Consider the following 26,151-nt stretch of genomic DNA (forward strand, 5'->3'; position numbering starts at 1 on the left):
GTCGGCAGGTGCCGTTGGCGGGCAACTGTCGCGGCGTCATCACCGACGCCATCGCCAGCAGGCTGGCTCCCACAGGTTTCGTGGCGTACGCAAGGTTCGTGAACGGCCAGAACCTCTGTGGGAGCCAGCCTGCTGGCGATGGTGACCGTCCGGGCGACGAAGGTTATTTGGACAGGAAGCGCATCCCTTCTTCCAGCCCGCGCAACGTCAGCGGATACATCTGATCCTCGATCAGGTCGCGCACGATGTTGGTCGAGGAGGTGTAGCCCCAGGTGTCTTTTGGATAAGGGTTGATCCAGATGAGCTTCTTGTACTTCTCCATGAAGCGCTGCATCCACACGTAGCCCGGCTCTTCGTTCCAGTGCTCGACGCTGCCGCCGGCCTGGGTGATCTCGTAGGGCGCCATGGCGGCGTCGCCGATGAAGATCACCTTGTAGTCGGCGCCGTACTTGTGCAGCAGGTCCATGGTCGAAGTGCGCTCGGAGGTGCGGCGCATGTTGTTCTTCCACACCGACTCATAGATGAAGTTGTGGAAGTAGAAGTACTCCAGGTGCTTGAACTCGGTCTTGCAGGCCGAGAACAGTTCCTCGCAGATCTTCACATGGGCGTCCATCGAGCCGCCGATGTCGAACAGCAGCAACAGCTTGACCGTGTTGCGCCGCTCCGGACGCATCTGGATGTTCAGCAGGCCGGCGTCGCGGGCGGTGTGGTCGATGGTGCCGTCGATGTCCAGCTCTTCCGCCGCGCCCTGGCGGGCGAACTTGCGCAGGCGGCGCAGGGCGACCTTGATGTTGCGGGTGCCCAGCTCCACGGAGTCGTCAAGGTTCTTGTACTCGCGCTGATCCCAGACCTTCACGGCCTTGCCCTGGCGCTTGCCGGCGTCGCCGACCCGGATGCCCTCGGGGTTGAAGCCGCCGGAGCCGAACGGGCTGGTGCCGCCGGTGCCGATCCACTTGTTGCCGCCGGCGTGGCGTTCCTTCTGTTCTTCCAGGCGTTTCTTGAACTCTTCGATCAGCTTGTCCAGGCCCCCGAGGGACTGGATCTGCGCGCGCTCCTCGTCGGTCAGCGAGCGTTCGAATTCCTTGCGCAGCCAGTCTTCGGGAATCAGCGCCTGGAGGTGGTCGTCGAGCTTCTCCAGGCCGTTGAAGTAGGCGCCGAACGCGCGGTCGAACTTGTCGAAATGGCGCTCGTCCTTCACCAGGATCGCCCGGGACAGGAAGTAGAACTCGTCCATGTCGGCGAAGGTCACGCGCTGCTTCAGCGCGTTGATCAGGTCCAGCAGCTCGCGCACCGACACCGGCACCTTGGCTGCGCGCATTTCGTTGAACAGGTTGAGCAGCATGGCGTCAGCCTCTTAGCGGGTGCCGCGACGGCTCATGAAGGCCAGTCGCTCAAGCAGTTGCACGTCCTGCTCGTTCTTGACCAGGGCGCCGGCCAGCGGCGGGATGGCCTTGGTCGGATCGCGCTCGCGCAGCACCGCTTCGCCGATGTTGTCGGCCATCAGCAGCTTGAGCCAGTCGACCAGTTCGGAGGTCGAGGGCTTCTTCTTCAGGCCCGGCACCTTGCGTACGTCGAAGAACACGTCCAGCGCTTCGCTGACCAGGTCCTTCTTGATGTCCGGGTAGTGCACGTCGACGATCTTCTGCAGGGTGGTGCGGTCGGGGAAGGCGATGTAGTGGAAGAAGCAGCGGCGCAGGAAGGCGTCCGGCAGCTCTTTCTCGTTGTTGGAGGTAATGATGATGATCGGGCGCTTCTTGGCCTTGATGGTCTCGTCGATCTCGTAGACGTAGAACTCCATCTTGTCGAGTTCCTGCAACAGGTCGTTGGGGAACTCGATGTCGGCCTTGTCGATCTCGTCGATCAGCAGGATCACCCGCTCCTCGGACTCGAAGGCTTCCCACAGCTTGCCCTTCTTCAGGTAGTTGCGCACGTCGTGCACCTTGTCCACGCCCAACTGCGAGTCGCGCAGGCGGCTGACCGCGTCGTACTCGTACAGGCCCTGGTGGGCCTTGGTGGTGGACTTGATGTGCCAGGTGATCAGCTTGGCGCCGAACGACTCGGCCAGTTGCTCGGCGAGCATGGTCTTGCCGGTGCCCGGTTCGCCCTTGACCAGCAGCGGCCGCTCCAGGGTGATGGCGGCGTTGACCGCCAGCTTCAGGTCATCGGTGGCGACGTAGGCCTGGGTGCCTTCGAACTTCATCTGCTAATCCTCGAACGGTGACGCCGGCCTGAACGGGCAGGGCGGGGACAAAAAAACGGATGGCCCGACTATAACGCGCAGCCCCGCCGACTGTGAACGCAGACGGCGTATTCAGTCTCTGAATGGGGCGTCACATGTTGACTCGGTTTCGGCCGATGGATGGCATCGGCGACGGTTGCTTGGCCGGTCTGCCTTTGTGGCGAGGGAGCTTGCTCCCGCTGGCTGCGCAGCGGCCCCGTCAGTCGCCCGCATCGGGTTTCGGCCGTTCATACCGGGCATTGAACGCCTGGATGAAGCCGTTGCGCAGGATCTGCAGAAACGCCTCGAACGCACTGATGTCCTGGCGGTGGACGCTGCCGTTGAGTTCGACGCGGGTGGCGAACTGGTTCTTGCCCTGGTTTTTCAGCACGGTTTCGGTGCCGCCGACCAGCGCTTCCCAGATCGAGCGGAACAGGCCCTTGTTCTTGTCTTCCACGTCCTGCTGCCAATTGAACACGTCGACATCGCGCAGCAGCGGCTTGATGTAGCCGCTGAGCCGGGCCTTCTCGGCCCGGGCCTCGATCACCACGTCGCCGTGGCCGGCGTTGAAGTCGAACTTGCCGTAGGCCGAGGCGAAGTCGTTCAGGCGCCTGAGTTCGATGTCCCGGGCGCGAAGGCGGAACTCGAAGTCTTCGAAGTTGCTCAACGGATCGAACGTGGCCAGGGTTTCCAGCGGTGCGTGGCCCAGCAGCAGGGCCTTGCCGTCCAGGCGGGCGTCGCGCTTGCCTTGGGTGTCCGCCACGTTGGTCAGGTTGCGCACGATGGCCTGGACGTGGGTGGCGCTCATGTCGACCGGTGGCTTGGAGTTGAAATTGCGAAAGCGGATGCGTCCGTCGTCGATCTGCACTTCGTCGAGGGTGATCGGCAGCAGCTTGCCCAGTTGGGCGCGCCAGTCGGTGCCCTGGCCGGTCTGGGAATTCTGCTTGTTGGCCCCGCCATCGACGAAGTTCACTTCGGGTTTGACGAATTTGACCCGTGCCACCACCGCATGGTCGTGCCACAGCGAACGCCAGCTGACCGACAGGTCGATCAGCGGCGCGTCGACGAACGGCACCGGCACCTTGCCCGTGACCTTGACGATCTTCAGGCCATTGATCTTGTAGGCGCCGCGCCACAGGGCGAGGTCGACGTCGGTGATCCGGCCGCGGTAGTCGCCCATGTCCGCCAGTTTGTCGTTCAGGTAGTCGCGCACCAGCCAAGGCAGGGCGACGTGCAGGGCGACCAGCAGCGCCACGACGGTGGCGAACGTCCACAGGGGCCAGCGGTAGCGACGTTTCATGACGGCATTTTCCGCAGGGTTTAAAGCGATTGACTGCTGCCCGCCGCAGTCGTTCGACCGGGTCGGGACGGGCTGGACTGGCCGCCGCAACAGGCTTACCTTGGACGGCTGAATCCAACGCTGTCGTAAGGACCCAGCCATGAGCCGCATTTTCGCTGACAACGCCCATTCCATCGGCAACACGCCGCTGGTGCAGATCAACCGGATCGCCCCGCGCGGCGTGACCATCCTGGCCAAGATCGAAGGTCGCAACCCGGGCTACTCGGTCAAGTGCCGGATCGGCGCGAACATGATCTGGGACGCCGAAAGCAGCGGCCGCCTCAAGCCGGGCATGACCATCATCGAGCCGACTTCGGGCAATACGGGCATCGGCTTGGCGTTCGTGGCGGCGGCCCGCGGCTACAAGCTGATGCTGACCATGCCGGCCTCGATGAGCATCGAGCGACGCAAGGTGCTCAAGGCCCTGGGCGCGGAGCTGGTGCTCACCGAGCCGGCCAAGGGCATGAAAGGCGCCATCGAGAAAGCCACCGAAATCGCCGCCAGCGATGCCGGCCGATATTTCATGCCGGCCCAGTTCGACAACCCGGCCAACCCTGCGATCCACGAGAAGACCACCGGTCCGGAAATCTGGAACGACACCGACGGCGCCATCGACGTGTTGGTGGCGGGAGTGGGCACCGGCGGAACCATCACCGGTGTCTCGCGGTATATCAAGAACACCCAGGGCAAACCGATCCTGTCGGTGGCGGTGGAACCGGTGGCGTCCCCGGTCATCACCCAGGCGCTGGCCGGTGAAGAGATCAAGCCCAGCCCCCACAAGATCCAAGGCATCGGCGCCGGTTTCGTGCCCAAGAACCTGGACCTGACGATGGTCGACCGGGTCGAGCAGGTCACCGATGAAGAGTCCAAGGCCATGGCCCTGCGGCTGATGCAGGAAGAGGGCATCTTGTGCGGGATTTCCTGCGGTGCAGCGATGGCGGTGGCGGTGCGGTTGGCCGAGACCCCGGAAATGCAGGGCAAGACCCTCGTCGTGGTGCTGCCGGACTCCGGTGAGCGTTACCTGTCGAGCATGTTGTTCAGCGATCTGTTCACCGATCAGGAGAACCAGCAGTAAGGGCAAGGATTGACTCACGTCAGCCGGGGTTCAGGACACGTGTGTTAAGAAGTGCTTTGTTGCGCAACCCTTAACACTGAATCTTGGCCCGGCGGGTTTTTCCCGGCGCCGGGAGTGTTTATCATGGCCGGCCGCCATGTCGGGCAGATGACATTGCGGAGCGTTGTCTTTTTTCAAGGAGTTGTTGATGACTTTTCCATTGGCCGCCAAGGTGTCGGTGCTGTTGCTGTTCGTGGGCAGCATTCTCTTCGTGCATCTGCGCGGCAAGGCGCGCCTGCCGGTGCTGCGTCAGTTCGTCAACCACTCGGCGCTGTTCGCCCCGTACAACACGCTGATGTACCTGTTCTCGGGCGTGCCGTCCCGGCCGTACCTGGACCGCAGCAAGTTCCCTGAGCTGGACGTGCTGCGCGACAACTGGGAAACCATCCGCGACGAGGCCATGCACCTGTTCGACGAGGGCTACATCCGCGCCGCCGAAAAGAACAACGACGCCGGTTTCGGCTCGTTCTTCAAGAAGGGCTGGAAGCGTTTCTACCTCAAGTGGTACGACAAGCCGCTGCCGTCCGCCGAGGCCCTGTGCCCCAAGACCGTGGCGCTGGTCAGTGCGATCCCCAACGTCAAGGGCGCGATGTTCGCGCTGTTGCCGGGCGGCAGCCACTTGAACCCGCACCGCGATCCGTTCGCCGGCTCCCTGCGCTACCACCTCGGCCTGTCGACGCCCAATTCCGACGATTGCCGGATCTTCGTCGACGGCCAGGTCTACGCCTGGCGCGACGGTGAGGACGTGATGTTCGACGAGACCTACGTGCACTGGGTCAAGAACGAAACCGACAAGACCCGCGTCATCCTGTTCTGCGACATCGAGCGTCCGCTGAGCAACCGCCTGATGACCCGCATCAACCGCTTCATCAGCGCCTGGCTGGGCCGGGCCACGGCCCCCCAGAACCTGGACGACGAACGCGTCGGCGGCATCAACCAGGCCTACGCCTGGAGCAAAAGCTTCAGCGACAGGTTCAGCGGCGCGGTCAAGCAATGGAAACGCCGCCACCCCAAGGCCTACCGCGTGATGCGGCCGGTGCTGGCGGTGGTGGTGCTGACGTTGCTGGGGTATTGGCTGTTTGGGTGATACCCGGCGGGAAACGAAAAAGCCGCTCCCGATGAGCGGCTTTTTCATGCCCGTGAATCCGGGGCGACGTGCGCGGCGTTCGATCGTCGCGCCCAATCGTTGCATTCTGTGTCACCGGCTGGTTATAGTCGGCCCTCGTGAGCTTCAGGCTCACCCCTCCAATCTGCAAAGAAGATCAGTCCAGATGCCTGCATCCCCAGTCAACGCGGTAGTCGATCCGGCGGTCAACGCTGGCGTCGTGCCGTGCGGGAACCGGCAGCCTGTGCAGATCAGTCATTACCCTCCACCACCTGTCAGTGGCACGCCGGTGCGCGCAGTCGCACCGCCACCGGGCGTCGGGGTTTCGGGCTGATCGGCGTTTTCCGCCGTCCCCCGTGCCCGCCCGGAAAAACCTACTGAATTTCAGCTTCGGCTGAGTTGGCTATTTGCCTGACTACAGGTGGCATGCATGTTTGTCCTTTCGAAAAAATCCGCGCTCGCGGCGGCGTCCACGAGCCTGTTCGTCCTGCTGTGGAGCAGCGGGGCGATCTTCTCCAAATGGGGCCTGGCCCACGCGTCGCCCTTTGCCTTTCTCCTGCTGCGTTTTGTGATCGCCCTGTGCGGGCTGGTGCTGCTGGTGCCGTTGCTCAAGCTGAAGCTGCCTGCCGGCGGCAGGCCGATGCTGTATGCGCTGGCCACCGGCGTGGTGTTGCTGGGAGCCTATCAGATCTTCTATCTGCTGGCCCTGGACCGCAAAGTCACGCCGGGGGTGATGGCGACCGTCATGGGCGTGCAGCCGATCCTGACGGTGGCGATCATGGAGCGTCAGCGTTCGGCTTCGCGGCTGTTCGGCCTGGCGCTGGGGCTGGCGGGGCTGGTGATGGTGGTCTACCAGGGCATCGGCCTGGCCGGGATGTCATGGGCCGGCATGCTGTTCGGCCTGCTGGCGTTGGCGAGCATGACGTTCGGCTCGATCATGCAGAAGCGCATCACCGACAACCCGCTCGGCACGCTGCCGGTGCAGTACCTGGCCGGATTGCTGCTGTGCGGGGTGTTCGTGCCGTTCCAGCCGTTCCATTTCGAGCGCACGGCGGGGTTCATCGTGCCGGTGCTGTGGATGGGGCTGGTGGTGTCGGTGCTGGCGACGCTGTTGCTGTACCGGCTGATCGCCCGGGGCAATCTGGTTAACGTCACCAGCCTGTTCTATCTGGTGCCGGCGGTCACGGCGGTGATGGATTACCTGATCTTCGGCAATCGCCTGGCGATGCTGAGCGTGCTGGGGATGGCGTTGATCATCGTCGGCCTGGTGTTCGTGTTCCGTAAGGCCTGACGGCGGTCATCGCCGGCGGGTCGGCATTCACAGGAATGCCTTGTGGGAGCCGGCCTGGCGGCGATGTCGTCGGTGCCGGCCTCATCGCTTGCAGGCAAGCTCCTACAGGGCTTTGCGGCCTGCCTGCCGGCGATGACTGTTTCAGTGACGCTGCCGGCCTAGCGTGCCGGCGCTTCGGCAGGTTTGGCCACCGCCGGCTTCAGCACCAGCCACAACGCCAGCGCAATCAACACCCCGCCATACAGATGCGCCAACGACAGCGGCTCATCCAGGAACAACGCCCCCCACAGCACGCCGAACGGCGGAATCATGAAGGTCACGGTCATCGACTTGACCGGGCCGATCGAACTCAGCAAACGGAAATAGAGAATGTAGGCGAAGGCGGTGCACGCCAAGCCCAGGCCCAGCAGCGACAGCCACACGTTCCAGCCGCCCCAGCTCGCCGGCGGTTGGGTGAGGGCGCTGTAGCCGAACAGCGGCAGCAGGAACAGCGTGGCGCCGAGCATGCTGCCCAGTGCCGACAGGCGGCTGTCGAGCCCGCCGGCCTGGTCCAGCCAGCGCCGCGCCAGGAACCCGGCAAAGCCGTAGCAGGTGGTGGCCAGCAGGCAGGCGAGGGCGCCCATCAGCAGCGGCAGGTCGAACGCTACCGGGCCTGCGCGGGTGAGCACGCCGACGCCGAGCAGGCCGAGAAACACGCCGCCGAGCTTGGCCGCCGTGAGTCTTTCGCTGAAGAACAGCCCGCCGATCAGCACGCCCATCAGCGGCGTGGTGGCGTTGAAGATCGCCGAGTACCCGGCCGGCAGCACCTGGGCGGCCACCGAGTACAGCGTGGCCGGGATCCCGGAGTTGATCAGGCCCAGCAGCATCACGGTCTTCAGCTTTCCCTTGAAGTCCCAGCTGATGCGCATCAGACCGAGGATCACCAGCAGCCCGACGGCGGCGATCGAGACCCGGAAGAACGCCGTGGGAACCGTGCCGATCACCGGCGCGATGATGCGCATGAACAGAAAGCTGGCGCCCCAGATGGCCGCCAGCGACAGTAACCGGAAAATATCGACGGGGCTCACGGGGCACCTCCTGCTGCAAAGGGACGAGAGTGTTGCCGACGGCCCCGGCGATGGCAACCGCTGTTCGGGCATTTAATTCCTGTCGGCGGCGCGCAGGGCGGACCGTCCGCGGATTTGGCGCAAATTGCGCTTCTCCTGCGCAGGCTTCCGTGGCTAAGCTCAGGCTTTGGAGCACAGATCCTTAATTCCCGCAGAGGTCTCATCTATGCCGCAGCAATGGCCCGCCACCGATATCGCCCGCCTGATCCTCGATGGCTTCGACGATTACCGCGAGCATTTCCGCCGGATCACCGACGGTGCGCGGGAGCGCTTCGAACAGGCGCGCTGGCAGGAGACGCAGACCGCCTCGGCCGCGCGGATCAACCTGTACGAAGAGAAGGTGGGCGAGACCGTGGCGCGCCTGCGCGAGCACTTTCAGGAACCGGTGTTGATGGACGTCAGTTGCTGGCCGCTGGTCAAGAGCGCCTACATCGGCATCATCGACCTGCGCTTCGACGATGAGCTGTCCGAGACCTGGTACAACTCGATCTTCTGCGGGCTGTTCAGCCATGACCTGATCAGCGACGGCTGCATGTTCATCCACACCACCCGGCCGAGCCTGCGCCGTGCCCGGGCCGCGCAGACGCGCATCTACCGGCCCGAGGGGCAACTGTCGGGCATGCTCGCCAGCATCTTCGCCGACTACCGCTTCAGCGAAGACTACGCCGACCTGCCCCGGGACCTGCAGCGCCTCGAAGCGCAACTGCGGGACAACCTGCCGGACTGGGTGTGCAAGGATCCGGAGCTGAGCGTCGAGCTGTTCTCCTCGGTGCTGTACCGCAACAAGGGCGCGTACCTGGTGGGGCGCCTCTACACCAACGACGACCAGTGGCCGCTGGTGATTCCGTTGCTGCACCGCGAAGGGCGGGGGATCCAGATCGACGCGCTGATCACCGATGAGGCGGAAGTGTCGATCATCTTTTCCTTCACCCGTTCGTACTTCATGGTCGATGTGGCGGTGCCGGCGGAATTCATCGGCTTTCTGCGGCGCATCCTGCCGGGCAAGCACATCGCCGAGCTGTACACCTCCATCGGTTTCTACAAGCACGGCAAGTCGGAGTTCTACCGCGCGCTGATCAACCACCTGGCCAACACCGACGACCGCTTCATCATGGCGCCGGGGGTGCGCGGCATGGTCATGAGCGTATTCACCCTGCCGGGTTTCAACACGGTGTTCAAGATCATCAAGGACCGTTTCTCGCCGTCGAAGAACGTCGATCGCGCCACGGTGATCGAAAAGTACCGGCTGGTAAAAAGCGTCGACCGCGTGGGGCGCATGGCCGATACCCAGGAGTTCGCCGATTTCCGTTTCCCCGTGAGCAAGTTCGACCCGGCGTGCCTTGAGGAACTGCTGGAGGTGGCGCCCTCGACCGTGTCGCTCGAAGGCGAGACCGTGCTGATCCGCCACTGCTGGACCGAGCGCCGGATGACCCCGCTCAACCTCTACCTGGACAACGCCAACGAAGCCCAGGTGCGCGAGGCGCTGGAGGACTACGGCCTGGCGATCAAGCAACTGGCGGCGGCCAACATCTTTCCCGGCGACATGCTGCTGAAGAACTTCGGCGTCACCCGCCATGGCCGGGTGGTGTTCTACGACTACGACGAGATCTGCTTCCTCACCGAGGCCAACTTCCGCCATATCCCGCCGCCGCGCACCCCGGAGGACGAAATGGCCTCCGAGCCGTGGTACTCGATCGGGCCGCTGGACGTGTTCCCCGAGGAATTCCCGCCGTTCCTGTTCGCCGACGCCGGCCAGCGCAAGCTGTTCGACCAGTTGCACGGCGAGCTGTACAACGCCGACTACTGGAAGGGACTGCAGGAAGCGATCCGGGCGGGGAAGGTGATCGATGTGTTCCCGTACCGGCGCAAGGGGCTGGACAACGAGTGAAGGTTGCCGACGCCATCGCGGGCCTGCTCCCACAGGAACTGCACTGCTCCTGAACTGCGGTGCCTGGACTGACGCCATCGCCAGCAGGCTGGCTCCCACAGGTTTTGTCCGCGAAATGGACGCACGCCGCTTTGCGTTGTGCGCCCCTGCCATCATTTATGTCGCCAAATCTGCGACAATCGCCCCCTTGCGCCACCAGACCACCGAATTGCGTACCCGATGACCGACGAATCGCCCTCCATCGACAAACTGCTGAAGAACCTCGACCACGCCATGCTCGCCGACCGCCACCGGTTGCGCCGGCAGTTGCTTGAGCAGCGCAAGAAACCCGACCAAGCCAAGCTGGCCCAGTGGGTCGCGCGCATGCAGGCGTCCTGCGACCAGGTGCTGGCGCGCAAGGCCAGCGTGCCGGCGATCCGCTACGACGACAGCCTGCCCATCGCCGCCAAGCGTGACGAGATCAAGAAGGCGCTGGAGCAGCACCAGGTGCTGATCATCGCCGGCGAGACCGGCTCGGGCAAAACCACCCAGTTGCCGAAGATCTGCCTGGAGATCGGCCGTGGCCGGCACGGCCTGATCGGCCACACCCAGCCCCGCCGGATCGCCGCGCGCAGCGTCGCCAGCCGAGTCGCCGAGGAGCTCGGCACGCCGCTGGGCGCGCTGGTCGGCTATCAGGTTCGGTTCGAGGACCAGAGCGATTCCAGCACCCTGATCAAACTGATGACCGACGGCATCCTGCTGGCGGAGACCCAGAACGACCGTTACCTGGAACGCTACGACACGATCATCGTCGACGAGGCCCACGAACGCAGCCTCAACATCGATTTCCTGCTGGGCTACCTGAAGACCCTGCTGCCGCGCCGTCCGGACCTGAAGGTCATCATCACGTCGGCGACCATCGACCTGGAGCGTTTCTCCAAGCACTTCGACGATGCGCCGATCGTGGAAGTCTCCGGGCGCACGTTCCCGGTGGAGACCTGGTACCGCCCGCTGACCCTGGAGCAGGACGAAGAGGGCAACCGGGTCGAAGACGACTTGACCGTGGATCAGGCGATCCTCGCCACCCTCGACGAAATCGCCGCCTACGAGCGCAGCGAGCGGCGCAGTCCCGGCGATGTGCTGGTGTTCCTGCCGGGCGAGCGGGAGATCCGTGACGCCGCTGAAATGCTGCGCAAGGCCCAGCTCAAGCACACCGAAATCCTGCCCCTTTATGCGCGCCTGTCGCCGGCCGAGCAGCAGCGGATCTTCCAGTCCCATCCGGGCCGGCGTGTGGTGCTGGCGACCAACGTCGCCGAAACCTCGCTGACCGTGCCGGGCATCCGTTACGTGATCGACAGCGGCACCGCGCGCATCAGCCGCTACAGCTACCGCGCCAAAGTGCAGCGCCTGCCCGTCGAAGCGGTCTCCCAGGCCAGCGCCAACCAGCGCAAGGGCCGTTGCGGACGGGTCGAGCCGGGCATTTGCGTGCGTCTGTACAGCGAAGAGGATTTCCTCGGCCGGCCGGAATTCACCGACCCCGAGATCCTGCGCACCAACCTGGCGGCGGTGATTCTGCAGATGCTCCATCTGCGCCTCGGCGACATCACCGCGTTCCCGTTCATCGAGCCGCCGGACGGCAAGGCGATCAGCGACGGCTTCAACCTGCTGCAAGAACTGTCGGCGGTGGACCGCAACAATCAGCTGACCCCCGTCGGCCGCCAGCTGGCGCGCCTGCCGGTGGATCCGCGCATGGGCCGCATGCTGCTGGAAGCGGCGCGCCTGGGCAGCCTTCAGGAAGTGCTGATCGTGGCCAGCGCCATGTCGGTGCAGGATCCGCGCGAACGTCCGCCGGAGCGCCAGCAGGCCGCCGACCAGGCCCACGCGCAGTGGAAGGACGCCGATTCGGACTTCGCCGCGCTGGTCAACCTGTGGCGCGGCTTCGAGGAGCAGCGCCAGGCGCTGACCGCGAGCCCGCTGCGCAACTGGTGCCGCAAGAACTTCCTCAATTACCTGCGCCTGCGCGAATGGCGCGACGCCCATCGGCAACTGAGCCTGATCTGCCGCGACCTCCAGCTGAGCCTGAACAAGGAGCCGGCGGACTTCGCCAAGTTCCACAAAGCGGTGCTGGTGGGCCTGCTCAGCCAGATCGGCCAGAAGACCGAAGAGGGCGATTACCTCGGCGCCCGGCAGCGGCGGTTCTGGATTCACCCGTCGTCCGGGATCGGCAAGAAGCGTCCGCAGTGGGTGATGGCCGCCGAACTGGTGGAGACCACCAAGCTCTACGCGCGCATGGTCGCCAAGATCGACGCCGACTGGATCGAGCCGCTGGCCGGGCACCTGATCAAGAAGAACCACTTCGAACCGCACTGGGAGAAGAAGCGCGGCCAGGTGATCGCGTTCGAGCAGATCACCCTGTTCGGCCTGATCGTGGTCGGCCGCCGCCCGGTGCATTACGGCCCGGTGGATCCGGTGGTCTCGCGGGAGCTGTTCATCCGCGAAGGGCTGGTGCGCGGCGAGATCCAGTCCCGGGCCAAGTGCCTGACGGCGAACAAGCAGTTGCTGGAGCAGCTCGACGAACTGGAGGCCAAGGCCCGGCGCCGCGACATCCTGGCCGACGAAGAGACCCTGTACGCCTTCTACGACGCACGGCTGCCGGCGGAGATCCACCAGACCGCCACGTTCGACAGCTGGTACCGGGTCAACAGCCAGAAGGATCCGCAGCTGCTGATCATGCGCGAAGAGGACGTGCTGGCCCGCGAGGCCAGCGAAGTCACCGCGCGGGACTACCCGGACACCCTGCACATCGGCGACCTGGAACTGGCGCTCAGTTACCACTTCGAACCTAACCATCCCCGCGACGGCGTGACCCTGCGGGTGCCGGCGCCGCTGTTGCCGATGCTGCCGCCGGAGCGTCTGGAATGGCTGGTGCCGGGGCTGATCGAAGCCAAGTGCATCGCGCTGGTGCGCAACCTGCCCAAGGCCCTGCGCAAGAACTTCGTGCCGGTGCCGGACTTCGTCAGGGCGGCGTTGCAGCGCATGACGTTCGCCGAGGGTTCGTTGCCCCAGGCCCTGGGCCGCGAACTGCTGCGCATGACCGGTGCGCGGGTCAGCGACGAAGCCTGGGCCGAAGCCGAGCAGCAGGTCGAAGGGCATCTGCGGATGAACCTGGAAATCGTCGACGGGCAGGGCAAGTTCCTCGGCGAAGGACGCGACCTGGCCGAGCTCACCGCGCGTTTCGCCGAAGCCAGCCAGGCGGCGCTCGCCGTGCCGCAGAGTGCCAAGAGCCAGCAGCCGGTGGAGGCCAAGGTCTTTGCGCCGGTGGCGGAAAAGACCCAGCAGAAGATCGCCGGGCTGTCGATGACGGTGTATCCGGCGCTGGTGGAAGAGGGCGGCACGGTCAAGGAAGGGCGTTTCTCGACGCCGGCCGAAGCCGAGTTCCAGCACCGCCGCGCGTTGCAGCGGCTGTTGCTGCAACAGTTGGCCGAGCCGGCCAAGTTCCTGCGCGGCAAGTTGCCGGGGCTGACCGAACTGGGCCTGCTGTACCGCGAACTGGGGCGGGTGGAGGCGCTGGTCGAAGACATTCTGTTGGCCAGCCTCGACAGCTGCATCCTCGACGGCGAAGACCCGCTGCCCCGGGACGGCGCCGGTCTGGCGGCGCTGGCCGAGCGCAAGCGCGGCGCCTGGACCGAGCATGCCGAACGGGTGGCACGCCTGGTGCTGGAGATCCTCAAGCTGTGGCACGGCCTGCAGAAACGCTTCAAGGGCAAGATCGACCTGGCCCAGGCCGTGGCGCTGAACGACATCAAGCAGCAGCTCAGCCAGTTGGTGTACCCGGGCTTCGTGCGGGAAACGCCGATGCTGTGGCTCAAGGAGCTGCCGCGCTACCTCAAGGCGGTCGAACAGCGGTTCGAGAAGCTCGGCGCCCAGGTGCAGAAAGACCGGGTGTGGAGCGGCGAGCTGGCCGGCCTCTGGACGCAGTACCAGACCCGCGCCGCCAAGCACGCCCAGGAAGGCAAGCGCGATCCGCAGCTTGAGCTGTACCGCTGGTGGCTGGAGGAATACCGGGTTTCGCTGTTCGCCCAGCAGTTGGGGACGAAGGTGCCGGTCTCCGACAAGCGCCTGAACAAACAGTGGACGCAGGTCGAGGCCTAGCCTTCGGGCGCACGGCTACTGTGCAGGAGCGAGCCTGCTCGCGATGGCGGAGCATCAGGCAACGGATTGATCGATTGTCTGACAGTCCTTCAGCGCGGGCAGGCTCGCTTCCGCAGTCAATCGTCTGTTGTGTGTGGGACAGAGGTCAAAACCTTGGGTTTATGGCACACTTCGCGACCATAAACGCCGGTTTCACGGCCTAGAGCCTCCGGCGCAGGATGCGCTGCGCAATAAAGCGTCACCCGGTTATTGCGTCTACCGGACGGGAATAGACCCTTTGCGTGTTGGCACGTCGGTGCCAGCACTTTCTGCCTGAACAGATCAGAGAAACGACCATGCATAACGTCGTCATCAGCGGCACCGGCCTGTACACCCCGGCCAACAGCATCTCCAACGAAGAACTGGTGAACTCGTTCAACACCTACGTTGCGCAGTTCAACGCCGACAACGCCGATGCCATCGCCCGCGGCGAGATCCAGGCCCTGACCGAATCCAGCGCCGCGTTCATCGAGAAAGCCTCCGGCATCAAGAGCCGCTTCGTCATGGACAAGGAGGGCATCCTCGACCCTGCGCGCATGACGCCGCGCCTGCCGGAGCGTTCCAACGACGAATGGTCGGTGCTCTGCCAGATGGCCACCGCCGCCGCCGAACAGGCCCTGCAGCGCGCCGGCAAGACCGCCGCCGACATCGACGGCGTGATCGTCGCCTGCTCCAACCTGCAGCGCGCCTATCCGGCCATCGCCATCGAAGTCCAGGAAGCGCTGGGCATCCAGGGCTTCGGCTTCGACATGAACGTGGCCTGCTCGTCCGCCACCTTCGGCATCCAGGCCGCCGCCAACAGCGTGCAGCTGGGCCAGGCCCGGGCGATCCTGATGGTCAACCCGGAAGTCTGCACCGGCCACCTGAACTTCCGTGACCGCGACAGCCACTTCATCTTCGGCGACGCCGCCACCGCCGTGGTCATCGAGCGCGCCGACCTTGCGACCTCCAAGCACCAGTTCGACGTGGTCAGCACCAAACTGCTGACCAAGTTCTCCAACAACATCCGCAACAACTTCGGCTTCCTCAACCGCGCGGCGGAAGAGGGCGTCGGCGCCCGCGACAAGCTGTTCGTGCAGGAAGGCCGCAAGGTGTTCAAGGACGTCTGCCCGATGGTGGCCGAGCTGATCGGCGAGCACCTGGAAGAGAACAAGCTCAACGTCGGCGACGTGAAGCGCTTCTGGCTGCACCAGGCCAACCTGAGCATGAACCACCTGATCGTGCGCAAGCTGCTGGGCCGCGAAGCCACCGAAGAAGAGGCGCCGGTGATCCTCGACACCTACGCCAACACCAGCTCCGCCGGTTCCGTGATCGCGTTCCACAAGCACCAGGACGACCTGGCGGCCGGTTCGCTGGCGGTACTGAGTTCGTTCGGTGCCGGCTATTCGATCGGCAGCGTGATTCTGCGCAAGCGTTAAGGGACGTTTCATTTCCTCTTAATCGCGCTGACGTTTCCTACATCCGGATCAGCGCGAGCGCTGTAATTTTCGAAAGTGGCGGCAGGAGAGATCCTGCCGCCATCATTTTCGGAACCGGGACAAGGGGATTGATGGATGGCGGTTGACGACACCCAATTGCTGGCGCGTTTGCTGGCCGGTGAGCAAAAGGCTTTCAAGGAACTGGTCACGACCTACCAGAGCGCCATGCGCGCCGTGGCCTATGCCATCGTCGGCCAGCGTCATGTCGAGGAAGTGGTGCAGGATGCCTGGCTGTCGGTGGTGCGCCATCTGGGCAGTTTCGAAGGCCGCTCCAGCCTCAAGACCTGGCTGCTGACCATCACCGCCAATTCGGCCAAGGGCCGCTACAAGCGCAATCGCCGTGAAGTGCTGCTGGACGACCTGCCGGCGCCGCACGGCACCCTCGATGACGACCGCTTCTCACCGGGCGACGGCCATTGGCGGGTGGCGCCGTTCGCCTGGCACCACGACACCCCCGAGGCCTTGCTGACCGAGAGCGAGCTGCGCGACTGCCTGGAACACACCCTGCAAAGCCTTTCGCAGCTGCAGGGCAGCGTGTTGACGTTGCGCGAGCAGCAGGGACTGGAGCTGGAGGAGATCTGTAATCTTCTGGATATCTCGCTCTCCAATGTCCGCGTGCTGCTGCATCGGGCACGTTTGAAGGTCTTTGCGACCGTGGAACATTTTGAGGAGACCGGAGAATGCTGACCTGCAAGGAGCAAGTGGCGCGATCCAGCGATTATCTCGATGGCCGGCTGAGCTTTCGCGAGAAACTGATGGTGCGTCATCACTTGATGTTCTGCCGCAATTGCCGGCGGTTCATCCGCCAGATGCGGCTGATGCAGGCGACGCTGCGGGCCATGCCGCACAAGCCTGAAGAGGACGTGGACGCGTTGGCCGAGCGCCTGGCGGCGCAACGCCGAAAGGATCGTTCCTGACAAAAAACTGTGGCGAGGGAGTTTGCTCCCTCGCCACAGATAAGTTGAACGGCGACAGTCCGGCGCGGGCGCTGCGAACGGATGATGGGGGATCGCCCCGTCCGCGCCGGACTGAAGTCGGTCAGCCGTCTTAGAACTTCGCTTCCGCGTCCAGCTGCAGGGTGTTGGTGTCTGCGTCGCGCTGGGTGCGGCTGGAGAAGTCAGCCTTGGTCAGGAAGTACGTGGCGCCGATGGCGAAGTTCTTGTCGATGTCGTAGCCGACCTTGAACTTGTGGCCGCGGGAGCCGGTGGTGCCGTTGGCGAAGTCCGAGTCGGTGAAAGCGCCGACCACGGCGTCGCGCTGCACGTCGCGGTAGTTGTAGTCCAGGTTCAGGCCGAAGACCTTCGACTTGGCGCCCACCAGCCATGCGGTGTCCGCATCGGTCACCGCATCGTTGTTCTTCACGTACTGGCCGTAGAACGACAGCGGCATCGGCAGGCCGCCGATGTCGATCTGGCTGAAGCCTTCGTACAGGCGGAACTGGTTGTTGGCCGAGTTGCCGTTGACCGACAGGGCGCACGGGGTGGAGGTGCCGGTGCAGCGGCTGTCTTCGTCGTTCTGATAGGCGTACACGCTGCCGCCCAGGGTCAGTTTCAGGTTGTCGGTGATGGCGAAGCGGCTGCCCAGTTGGCCGGCGGTCAGGCGCAGGTCGTGGCGGAACTGCACGCCTTCGCCGTCGACGTTGTCCTTGAGGGTGTAGTTGCCCAGGCTGCCGAACAGTTCGGCGCTGCTGCCCAGCGGGTATTTGTAGGTGACGGCCAGGCCTTCGGGGTTGATGTCGCTGTCCCAGATCACATCGCCCATGCTGACCCACGGCTGCAGCATCTTGCCGCCGATCACGTGCAGGTTCTTGATGGCGTCCGGGTGGTAGTCGATGTAGCCCAGGTCCAGCCAGATCTGCTTCTTGTCGAAGTAGTTGTCCATGTCCTGGTTGGTGGAGCGGGCGTCGTCGCCGCCGCCGGTGGCGATGCGGATGCCGGTGTCCACTTGCGGGTTGATTTCGCTGTAGGCGCCCAGGCGGGCACGGATGCGCTGACGGTCCTTGTCGCGGCCGCCGTTGTTCGATTCGCCGTCGATCTTCACGGTTTCCTGGCGGATGCGCACGTCACCCTTGAACTGGGTCTTGGCGGCCCAGGCCAGCTTCTGGTCGAAGGCGCTCTGTTCGTTGGCCTTCTTCGCGACGGCGGCCACTTGTTCGTTGGTCTCTTGCTGCGCCTGCTGGGCGATTTGCTGGGCCTTCTGATCCTTGGCCAGTTCGGTCTGCAGTTCGATGTACTGCGCCTGGGTGATCGAACCGTTGGCCTTGAGCATGTCGAGCAGTTTGGCGTCGACCGCGGCACTGGCCGGAACACTCATGGCCAGCAGCAGGCCACCGCACAGGGCCGCCGCAGTTTTCGTGGAAGCAAGACGCATAGCAATCTCCGAAGATGAGAGGGGATGGCGAAGCCATCCTGGGCACAACCGACGGTTTGACGGTCGGAAAACAGTGTCCGGGTAGAACCCGGCGCTCTAAAAACAGGCGCCAGTATCGCGACGGTTTATGACAGAGCAGTGGCACGGTGATGGCAGGTTCGTGACGATACAAAACCGCCCTGAACTATCGGTCTAGAGCGCTGTCGCCGATTCGGGCGTGTGCAACGGCAGGCCGATCGGCGATACTCGGCAGGCTGTCATGCCCCGAACCGGAGAGGAAAATGCCGCTGCAACGCCTGCACGAACTGTCGCAAATCGCGTCCGCCGACTGGGATGCGCTGGTGCCGGAAAACCAGCCGTTCCTGCGCCACGGTTTCCTCGCTGCGCTGGAGGACAGCGGCAGCGTCGGCGCGCACACGGGCTGGCAGGCGGAGCATCTGTTGCACGTCGAAGGCGACCGGCTGATCGCGGCGCTGCCTGCCTACCGCAAGTGGCATTCCTACGGCGAATACGTGTTCGACCACGGCTGGGCCGATGCCTGCGCCCGGGCCGGCATCGACTACTACCCCAAGCTGCTGGTGGCCGTGCCGTTCAGCCCGGTCAGCGGCCCGCGGCTGTTGGCGGCGTCGGTCGAGGATGGCTTCGAGCTGCTCAAGAGCCTGCCGGGCTACCTGGAGATCGAAGGCCTCTCCAGCGCCCACATCAATTTCACCGACCCGTTCACCGACGCGGCCATGGCCGAACAGCCGGGCTGGCTGCAGCGCATCGGCTGCCAGTACCACTGGCAGAACCGCGGCTACCGGGATTTCCAGGACTTTCTCGACGGGCTCAGTTCGCGCAAGCGCAAGCAGATGCGCAAGGAGCGCGAGCAGGTGGCGGGGCAGGGCTTCAGCTTCCAATGGCTGGACGGGCACGAACTGGACGAGGCGCAATGGGATTTCGTCTACGCCTGCTACGCCAACACCTACGCCGTGCGGCGGCAAACGCCGTACCTGACCCGGGCGTTCTTCAGCCTGTTGGCCGAACGCATGCCCGAGGCCATCCGCGTGGTGCTGGCCAAACAGGGTTCAAGGCCGGTGGCGATGGCCTTCAGCCTGGTCGGGGGCGACAGCTTCTATGGCCGTTACTGGGGTTGCCTGGCGGAGTTCGACCGCCTGCATTTCGAGACGTGTTTCTACCAGGGCATGGACTACGCCATCGCCGAGGGCTTTCAGCGCTTCGACGCCGGCGCCCAGGGCGAGCACAAGCTGATCCGCGGATTCGAACCGGTGATCACCCGCTCCTGGCACTACCTGCGCCACCCCGGCCTGAAGGCGGCCGTGAAGGACTTCCTGCACCAGGAGCGCGCCGGGGTGTTGGCCTATGCCGAAGAGGCGCGGGCCGCCTTGCCCTACCGCCAGGCCTAGCTCCCACAGTACTGAACGAAAGGCATCACTGTGGGAGCCAGCCTGCTGGCGATGGCGTCAGCCAAGGCAGCAGGGCAGAGGCTATGTGTCTTCGCTGCCCAGCCAACGGTAGAGCCCGCCGCCGACCACCGCCCCCAGCAGCGGCGCCACCCAGAACATCCACAGCTGCGCGATGGCCCAGCCGCCCACCATCAGCGCCGGCCCCGTGCTGCGGGCCGGGTTCACCGAAGTGTTGGTGACCGGAATCGAGATCAGGTGGATCAGGGTCAGGGCCAGGCCGATGGCGATCGGCGCCAGGCCCGCCGGGGCACGCCGGTCGGTGGCGCCGAGGATGATCACCACGAACAGGGCGGTCATCACCAGTTCGGTGACGAACCCGGCGGCCATCGAGTACTTGCCGGGAGAATGCTCGCCGTAGCCGTTGGAGGCCAGGCCGCCGGCGATGTCGAAGCCTTCCTTGCCGCTGGCGATCCAGGCGATCAGGGCTGCCGCGATGATGGCGCCGATCACCTGGGCGACGATGTAGGCGGGCAGTTCCTTGGCCGGGAACCGGCCGCCGACGGTCAGGCCCACCGACACGGCCGGGTTGAGATGGCAGCCACTGATGTGGCCGATGGCGAACGCCATGGTCAGCACCGTCAGGCCGAAGGCCAGGGCCACCCCCAGCACGCCGATGCCCGTGGGCGAGGACGCGGCGATCACCGCGCTGCCGCAACCGCCCAGAACCAGCCAGAACGTACCTAACAACTCCGTGACCGAACGTTTGAACAGAGACATGGGAATGTCCTTGATAGACGTGCTATCGAAACTGAAACGGGTTGTGAGTCCTTGCAGATTTACGACAGGTTCCACGCCGGAGCCTTGGCTCAGTACAGCAGGGTTTGCGCGGATTTCCAGCGGGCGTGAAAAAACCGGCAGGCCCCGTGGTTGGCGGGCTCTGCCGGTTTTTGGCGGGGCGGAATCAAGCGATTCCCTGTGGGGGCGAGCCTGCTCGCGATGGCGGTGTGTCTGACAGCAATGAGGGTGACTGACACACCCTCATCGCGAGCAGGCTTCCTCCCACGGAACCGCAGGGCTGGCGCGGTCAGTCGATGCCGACGAACCCGCCGGTCTGATGGCGCCACAGCCGCGCATACAGGCCGCCATGGGCCAGCAGTTCGGCATGGCTGCCGCTTTCGGCGATCCTGCCGTTCTCCAGCACCACCAGCCGGTCCATCCGGGCGATGGTCGAGAGGCGGTGGGCGATGGCGATCACGGTCTTGCCCTGCATCAGGGTCTCCAGGCTTTCCTGGATCGCCGCCTCGACTTCCGAATCCAGTGCCGAGGTCGCTTCGTCCATGATCAGGATCGGCGCGTCCTTGAGCAGGACGCGGGCGATCGCGATGCGCTGGCGCTGGCCGCCGGACAGCTTGACGCCGCGCTCGCCGACATGGGCGTCGAACCCGGTGCGTCCCTCGGCGTCGGACAGCAGCGGAATGAACTCGTCGGCCCGGGCCTTGTGCACGGCTTCCCAGAGCTCTTCGTCAGTGGCGTCGGGCTTGCCGTAGAGCAGGTTGTCGCGGATCGAGCGGTGCAGCAGCGACGTGTCCTGGGTGATCATGCCGATCCGTGCGCGCAGGCTTTCCTGGCCGACTTCGGCGATGTTCTGGCCGTCGATCAGGATGCGCCCGGCCTCGACGTCGTACAGGCGCAGCAGCAGGTTGACCAGTGTCGACTTGCCCGCGCCGGACGGCCCGATCAGGCCGATCTTCTCGCCGGGCCGGATGGTCAGGTTGAGGTCGCCGATGATGCTTTTCTTCTTGCCGTAGTGGAAATCCACATGCTCGAAGCGCACTTCGCCACGGGCCACGTCCAGCGGCTTGGCCTGGGCCTGGTCGGTGACGCTGACCGGCTGCGCGATGGTCTGCAGGCCGTCCTGCACCATGCCGATGTTTTCGAAGATGCCGGTGACCACCCACATGATCCACCCGGACATGTTGACGATGCGGATCACAAGGCCGGTGGCCAGGGCGATCGCGCCGACCGTGATCAGCGACTGCGTCCACAGCCACAGGGCCAGCGCCGTGGTGCCGACGATCAGCATGCCGTTCATGGTGGTGATGGCCACGTCCATGCTGGTGACCACGCGGCCGGCCAGCTGGGCTTTTTCGGTCTGCTCCTGGATGGCTTCGCGGGCGTAGTGCTGCTCGAAGTTGGTGTGGGCGAACAGCTTGAGGGTGGCGATGTTGGTGTAGCCGTCGACGATCCGTCCCATCAGCTTGGAGCGCGCGTCGGAGGCCGCCACCGCGCGGTCCTTGACCCTTGGCACGAAGTAGTAGAGCGCGCCGATGTAGGCGGCGATCCACGTCAGCAGCGGGATCATCAGGCGCCAGTCGGCCTCGGCGAACAGCACCAGCGAACTGATCGCGTAGATCACCACGTGCCACAGCGCGTCCACCGCCTGCACGGCGGAGTCGCGCAGCGAGTTGCCGGTCTGCATGATGCGCTGGGCGATGCGGCCGGCGAAGTCGTTCTGGAAGAAGTTCAGGCTCTGCTTGAGCACGTAGCTGTGGTTCTGCCAGCGGATCAGGCTGGTCATGCTCGGGCTCAGGGTCTGGTGCACCAGCATGTCGTGCAGGGCCAGGAACAGCGGGCGCAGGAGCAGCGCCACCACGGCCATCCAGGCCAGCTCCGCGCCGTGGATCTTGAAGAAGTCGACGTTCGGCGTGCCTTGGGCAAGGTCGATGATGCGGCTCAGGTAACTGAACAGCGCCACTTCGATCAGTGCGCCGAACAGGCCGATGATCAGCAGGGCGGCGAAGCTCGGCCAGACCTGCTTCAGGTAATAGGTGTAGAAGGGCAGGACGCGGTTCGGCGGGGCCGCCGTGGGGGCGTCGCGGAAGATGTCGATCAGTTGTTCGAAACGGCGATAGAGCATCGGATAACTCGCCCGGCGTGCGGGCTCTCCTTTTATCGGTGTGAGCGGCGCGCCTCAGGTGGCGGCCGCTCGTCATGCCCTGTTCAGCTTAGTCGATGCGCTTGGCCGACTTGATGATCACAGGGTCGACCGGCACGTTCTGCATGCCTTGTTTGGTGGTGGTGCGCGAGTTGACGATGATGTCGACCACGTCCATGCCCTTGACCACTTTGGCGAACACGGCATAGCCGGCGTCGCGGCCCGGATCGAGGAAGGCGTTGTCGGCCACGTTGATGAAGAACTGGCTGGTGGCCGAGTTCGGGTCGGAGGTGCGCGCCATCGACAGGGTGCCGCGCACGTTGTGCAGGCCGTTGCTCGCCTCGTTCTTGATCGGGGCCTTGGTGTCCTTCTGCTGCATTTGCGGGGTGAAGCCGCCGCCCTGGGCCATGAAGCCCGGGATCACGCGGTGGAAGATGGTGTTGGTGTAGAAGCCGCTGTCGACGTACTCAAGGAAGTTCTTGGTGGTGACCGGCGCCTTGACCGGATCCAGCTCGATCTCGATCTGGCCGTTGGAGGTGTCCAGCAGCACGTGCGGCGCCTTGGCCGGGGTGGCCGCCATCAGGTTGGCGGCGAACAGCACGGAGCCGGCGGCGAGGGCGATTTTTTTCAGCATGGGTCAGAGGTCCTGAGGGTGGTTGTCGGCTGCGGCGAGGAACGCCAGCAGCGTTTGATTGAAGCGTTCGGGCTGATCGAGCGGGGTGGCGTGGCGCGAATCGGCGATCACGGCCAGCTGCGCGTCGGGCAGCAGTTTCACATAGGATTCTTTCAGCGAGACGGGGGTGTAGTCCCGGTCGGCGCTGACGACGAGGGTTGGACAGGTGACCTTCGACAGTCGTTCCTGAACGCCCCAGCCGACGATGGCATCGAAGCTGGCGAGATAAGCACGTTTGTCGTTCCTTGCCCAGCGTTCGGCCATCTTCTGTCGCAATTGCGCCTGCTCAGGCTTGGGGAACAGTTTGGCGCCCAGGGCCTTGCCGATGGTGGCCAGGCTCAGCACGCGCATCAGGCTCCAGCGCTTGAACCACTGCCAATAGTCGTTGCGGCTGCGCAGTTTGACCTGCGGGGCGCTGTTGACGATGGTCAGGCTTTTGAGCCGTTGCGGCTGGTCGACGGCGAACTGGAAGCCGATCATCCCGCCCATGGACAGGCCGACGTAGTGCACCGTCTCCAGGTTCAGGTGCTCGATGAGCGCCAGCAGGTCGGCGCTGAAGCCGGCGATGCTGTAGCGCTCCCGGGGTTTGTCCGAGCGGCCGTGGCCGCGCACGTCCGGGACGATCACCCGGTAGTGCGCCGACAGCGCCGGGATCTGCATTTCCCAGTCCAGGGTGCTGGAACCGAGCCCGTGAACCAGCAGCAACGGCGTGCCGTGGCCGTATTCCTCGTAGTGCAGGTTGCAGCCTTCATGCTCGAAATAGGCCATCGGGGGACTCCGTGTCAGGCTTGTTCGGGAGCGGCGAACGGCGCGTCCAGCGGCAACGTGTCGAAGGTGCGCAGCAGTTCGACGAGAATCTGCGAAGCGGGGCCCAGCGGCTTTTCCTTGTTCGAATACAGATAGAAGCTCGGATTGCGGCTGCCGCCCTTGTCCAACGGTAGCAGCTTGAGCACGCCTTCCTTCAGTTCCCGTTCGATCATGTGCCGCGGCAGCCAGGCGAAGCCCAGCCCGCTGCCGACGAACGTCGCGGCGGTGGCCAGGCTGCCGACGGTCCAGCGCTGTTCGGCGCCGAGCCAGCCGACGTCCCGTGGCTGCTGGCGGCCGGAGTCGCGGATCACCACCTGCATCTGGCTTTCCAGGTCCTGGAAACTCAGTTCACGGTTGAGTCGGTGCAGCGCGTGTTCCGGGTGCGCGACGGCGACGAACTCGACGTCGCTCAATTCCGTGCCCAGGTAGCCGGGAATGCTGAAGCCGGTGATGGCCAGGTCGGCCACGCCTTCGAGCAGCACTTCTTCCACGCCCGACAGCACCTCCTCGCGCAGGCGCACACGGCAGCCGCGGCTTTGCGGCATGAACGCCGTCAGTGCGCGGACCAGGCGGGCGGTGGGGTAGGCGGCGTCCACCACCAGGCGCACTTCTGCTTCCCAGCCTTGCTCCATGTGATGGGCGAGGTCTTCCAGTTGGCTGGCCTGCTTGACCAGTTGCCGCGAACGGCGCAGCAGCACGCCGCCGGCCTCGGTGAGCACGGCCTTGCGCCCGTCGATGCGCAGCAGCGGCACGCCGAGCTGGTCCTGCATGCGCGCGACGGTGTAGCTCACCGACGACTGCGAACGGTGCAGGGCCTCGGCGGCCTGGGCGAATCCGCCGTGGTCGACCACGGCCTGCAACGTGCGCCATTGATCAAGGGTCACGCGGGGCGCTTTCATCGATAGCTCCTCTTGTCCTAAGCTGGCCGTCCCCATTGGAGACTGCCGAATGAAAAAATTCTGTTGTGTGTTGCTGGCGCTGCTGCCGCTGACGGCGTTTGCGTACCCGATCGAGGTGGAAAAGAACCTCAACGGCCTGAAGATCGACTACAACACCTTCGACACCGACAACGACATCGGCTCCATTCAGGTGAACAACTACGGCGACGTCGACGCGGCCTGCAAGGTGCGCTTTATCAACGGCCCGGAAGCGCCGCGCACCCGCAACATCGACGTGGCCGCCGGCAAGCACAAGAACGCCACGGCCAAGTTCAACCGCACCATCATCAAGCTGCGCATCAATTTGAGCTGCACCCCGAAGTAACGCCGGTTCTTCTTTGCAGGAGCTTCCCTGAAGGAAGTTCCCCTGAGAAAGCTCCCCCTTGCGGGAGCTTATAAACGAATTTATCGATGCATTACAGCAGATATTTGCGCTTTTTCATCGATGCGGCACTGCTTAAGCTTCACTCCATCGACTTACAACATTCTCGGATGGAGGCTACACACCATGTCCCGCGTTCTGATCATCGAAAGCAGTGCCCGCCAGCAAGACTCGGTTTCCCGTCAACTGACCCAGACCTTCATCAACCAGTGGAAATCCGCGCACCCCAACGATCAGATCACCGTGCGCGACCTCGCCGTGAACCCGGTGCCGCACCTGGACAGCAACCTGCTGGGCGGCTGGATGAAACCCGCCGATCAGCGCAGTGACAGCGAACAGGCTTCGCTGGAGCGCTCGAACGCGCTGACCGACGAACTGCTGGCCGCCGACGTGCTGGTGATGGCTGCGCCGATGTACAACTTCGCGATCCCGAGCACCCTCAAGGCCTGGCTCGACCACGTGCTGCGCGCCGGCGTGACCTTCAAGTACACCGAAACCGGCCCCCAGGGCCTGCTCAGCGGCAAGCGCGCCTTCGTCCTGACCGCCCGCGGCGGCGTCTACGCCGGCGGCCCTGCCGACCACCAGGAACCGTACCTGCGTCAGGTGATGGGCTTTATCGGCATCCACGACGTGACCTTCATCCACGCCGAAGGCATGAACCTGGGCGGCGACTTCCAGGAGAAGGGCCTGAACCAGGCCAACGCCAAACTGGCCCAGGTCGCCTGAGCCGTTAATCGCCGGATAATCCCCGGATGGTCTATTGATCCGGCGCAACCCTTCAAGGCTCCACGCGCATCGAACCTCCCTTTGCACTTGTGCTCCTGAGTGCTGTAGCCCGATTGAACGCTTTAGCGAGATCGGGCTTTTTTTTGCCTGCGGTTTTTGCGCTGCGCGAGCAGACGCCATCGCCAGCAGGCTGGCTCCCACAGGG

General features: G+C 64.5%; 21 protein-coding genes. 11 read left to right on the forward strand and 10 right to left on the reverse strand.

The annotated features are described in order from the left end of the window. Positions 1-163: 163 nt before the first annotated feature. The 3 genes from CAG41_RS08515 to CAG41_RS08525 form a co-directional block, all read right to left on the reverse strand. Positions 164-1,342: a VWA domain-containing protein gene (locus tag CAG41_RS08515; RefSeq protein WP_085585044.1), complete on the reverse strand. Its 1,179-nt coding sequence runs from the start codon at positions 1,340-1,342 to the stop codon at positions 164-166. 12 nt (positions 1,343-1,354) lie between these two features. Beyond that, the gene (locus CAG41_RS08520; RefSeq protein WP_085585042.1) at positions 1,355-2,200 is read right to left on the reverse strand and encodes a MoxR family ATPase; all 846 of its coding nucleotides are present in this window, start codon (positions 2,198-2,200) and stop codon (positions 1,355-1,357) included. Positions 2,201-2,438: 238 nt separating this feature from the next. Beyond that, positions 2,439-3,518: a DUF748 domain-containing protein gene (locus CAG41_RS08525; RefSeq protein WP_085585040.1), complete on the reverse strand. Its 1,080-nt coding sequence runs from the start codon at positions 3,516-3,518 to the stop codon at positions 2,439-2,441. Positions 3,519-3,657: 139 nt separating this feature from the next. On the opposite strand from CAG41_RS08525, the gene cysK reads away from it, so the two are divergent. The 3 genes from cysK to CAG41_RS08540 all read left to right on the forward strand — a co-directional run bounded on the left by cysK (position 3,658) and on the right by CAG41_RS08540 (position 7,067). Next, the gene (gene cysK, locus CAG41_RS08530; protein WP_085585038.1) at positions 3,658-4,632 is read left to right on the forward strand and encodes a cysteine synthase A; all 975 of its coding nucleotides are present in this window, start codon (positions 3,658-3,660) and stop codon (positions 4,630-4,632) included. 187 nt (positions 4,633-4,819) lie between these two features. Then, positions 4,820-5,758, forward strand: coding sequence for an aspartyl/asparaginyl beta-hydroxylase domain-containing protein (locus CAG41_RS08535; RefSeq protein ID WP_085585036.1), 939 nt, complete (start codon positions 4,820-4,822; stop codon positions 5,756-5,758). Between the two features lie 448 nt (positions 5,759-6,206). Continuing rightward, a complete protein-coding gene (locus tag CAG41_RS08540; RefSeq protein WP_085585034.1) occupies positions 6,207-7,067 on the forward strand; it encodes a DMT family transporter in 861 nt (286 codons plus the stop codon). A gap of 158 nt (positions 7,068-7,225) precedes the next feature. Here the strand turns inward: CAG41_RS08540 and CAG41_RS08545 are convergent, their stop codons facing one another. After that, the gene (locus CAG41_RS08545; protein WP_085585032.1) at positions 7,226-8,134 is read right to left on the reverse strand and encodes a DMT family transporter; all 909 of its coding nucleotides are present in this window, start codon (positions 8,132-8,134) and stop codon (positions 7,226-7,228) included. A 205-nt stretch (positions 8,135-8,339) separates the two neighbouring features. Between CAG41_RS08545 and aceK the strand changes: the two genes are divergently transcribed. The 5 genes from aceK to CAG41_RS08570 all read left to right on the forward strand — a co-directional run bounded on the left by aceK (position 8,340) and on the right by CAG41_RS08570 (position 16,626). Beyond that, complete coding sequence (aceK, locus tag CAG41_RS08550; RefSeq protein WP_085585030.1) at positions 8,340-10,061, forward strand: bifunctional isocitrate dehydrogenase kinase/phosphatase; 1,722 nt, start codon at positions 8,340-8,342, stop codon at positions 10,059-10,061. Between the two features lie 219 nt (positions 10,062-10,280). Further along, positions 10,281-14,192, forward strand: a complete 3,912-nt coding sequence (gene hrpA / locus CAG41_RS08555; protein WP_085585028.1) for an ATP-dependent RNA helicase HrpA — start codon at positions 10,281-10,283, stop codon at positions 14,190-14,192. A gap of 335 nt (positions 14,193-14,527) precedes the next feature. Then, positions 14,528-15,649 carry a beta-ketoacyl-ACP synthase III gene (locus CAG41_RS08560; protein WP_085585026.1) on the forward strand — a complete coding sequence of 374 codons (1,122 nt, stop codon included), beginning with the start codon at positions 14,528-14,530 and terminating at the stop codon, positions 15,647-15,649. A gap of 135 nt (positions 15,650-15,784) precedes the next feature. Further along, positions 15,785-16,396, forward strand: a complete 612-nt coding sequence (locus tag CAG41_RS08565; protein WP_085585024.1) for an RNA polymerase sigma factor — start codon at positions 15,785-15,787, stop codon at positions 16,394-16,396. Then, entirely contained in the window at positions 16,390-16,626 is a 237-nt protein-coding gene (locus CAG41_RS08570) for an anti-sigma factor (protein ID WP_085585021.1), read from the forward strand. The genes CAG41_RS08565 and CAG41_RS08570 overlap by 7 nt, the downstream gene beginning before the upstream one ends. Before the next feature lie 130 nt (positions 16,627-16,756). Here CAG41_RS08570 and CAG41_RS08575 read toward each other — a convergent pair whose 3' ends face one another. Then, positions 16,757-18,079 carry a putative porin gene (locus tag CAG41_RS08575; RefSeq protein WP_085585019.1) on the reverse strand — a complete coding sequence of 441 codons (1,323 nt, stop codon included), beginning with the start codon at positions 18,077-18,079 and terminating at the stop codon, positions 16,757-16,759. A 281-nt stretch (positions 18,080-18,360) separates the two neighbouring features. On the opposite strand from CAG41_RS08575, the gene CAG41_RS08580 reads away from it, so the two are divergent. Then, positions 18,361-19,485, forward strand: a complete 1,125-nt coding sequence (locus CAG41_RS08580) for a GNAT family N-acetyltransferase (protein ID WP_085633050.1) — start codon at positions 18,361-18,363, stop codon at positions 19,483-19,485. 81 nt (positions 19,486-19,566) lie between these two features. Here the strand turns inward: CAG41_RS08580 and aqpZ are convergent, their stop codons facing one another. From aqpZ to CAG41_RS08605, 5 genes are all read right to left on the reverse strand, one after another. Then, entirely contained in the window at positions 19,567-20,262 is a 696-nt protein-coding gene (gene aqpZ, locus CAG41_RS08585) for an aquaporin Z (RefSeq protein ID WP_085633052.1), read from the reverse strand. Positions 20,263-20,569: 307 nt separating this feature from the next. Continuing rightward, positions 20,570-22,402 (reverse strand): ABC transporter ATP-binding protein, encoded by a 1,833-nt coding sequence (locus CAG41_RS08590; protein WP_085706857.1) that lies wholly within the window; start codon positions 22,400-22,402, stop codon positions 20,570-20,572. 88 nt (positions 22,403-22,490) lie between these two features. Then, positions 22,491-23,054 (reverse strand): peptidylprolyl isomerase, encoded by a 564-nt coding sequence (locus CAG41_RS08595; protein WP_085585010.1) that lies wholly within the window; start codon positions 23,052-23,054, stop codon positions 22,491-22,493. Between the two features lie 3 nt (positions 23,055-23,057). Next, on the reverse strand, positions 23,058-23,861 hold the full coding sequence (locus tag CAG41_RS08600; RefSeq protein WP_085633055.1) for an alpha/beta fold hydrolase: 804 nt from the start codon (positions 23,859-23,861) through the stop codon (positions 23,058-23,060). A gap of 14 nt (positions 23,862-23,875) precedes the next feature. Further along, positions 23,876-24,799 (reverse strand): LysR family transcriptional regulator, encoded by a 924-nt coding sequence (locus CAG41_RS08605; RefSeq protein ID WP_085585006.1) that lies wholly within the window; start codon positions 24,797-24,799, stop codon positions 23,876-23,878. 49 nt (positions 24,800-24,848) lie between these two features. On the opposite strand from CAG41_RS08605, the gene CAG41_RS08610 reads away from it, so the two are divergent. Further along, positions 24,849-25,163 (forward strand): 3-phosphoglycerate kinase, encoded by a 315-nt coding sequence (locus tag CAG41_RS08610; RefSeq protein ID WP_085585004.1) that lies wholly within the window; start codon positions 24,849-24,851, stop codon positions 25,161-25,163. A gap of 183 nt (positions 25,164-25,346) precedes the next feature. After that, a complete protein-coding gene (locus CAG41_RS08615) occupies positions 25,347-25,946 on the forward strand; it encodes an FMN-dependent NADH-azoreductase (RefSeq protein WP_085585002.1) in 600 nt (199 codons plus the stop codon). Positions 25,947-26,151: the final 205 nt, after the last annotated feature.

This window comes from Pseudomonas sp. B35(2017) (assembly GCF_002113645.1).
Taxonomy (GTDB): domain Bacteria; phylum Pseudomonadota; class Gammaproteobacteria; order Pseudomonadales; family Pseudomonadaceae; genus Aquipseudomonas; species Aquipseudomonas ekonensis.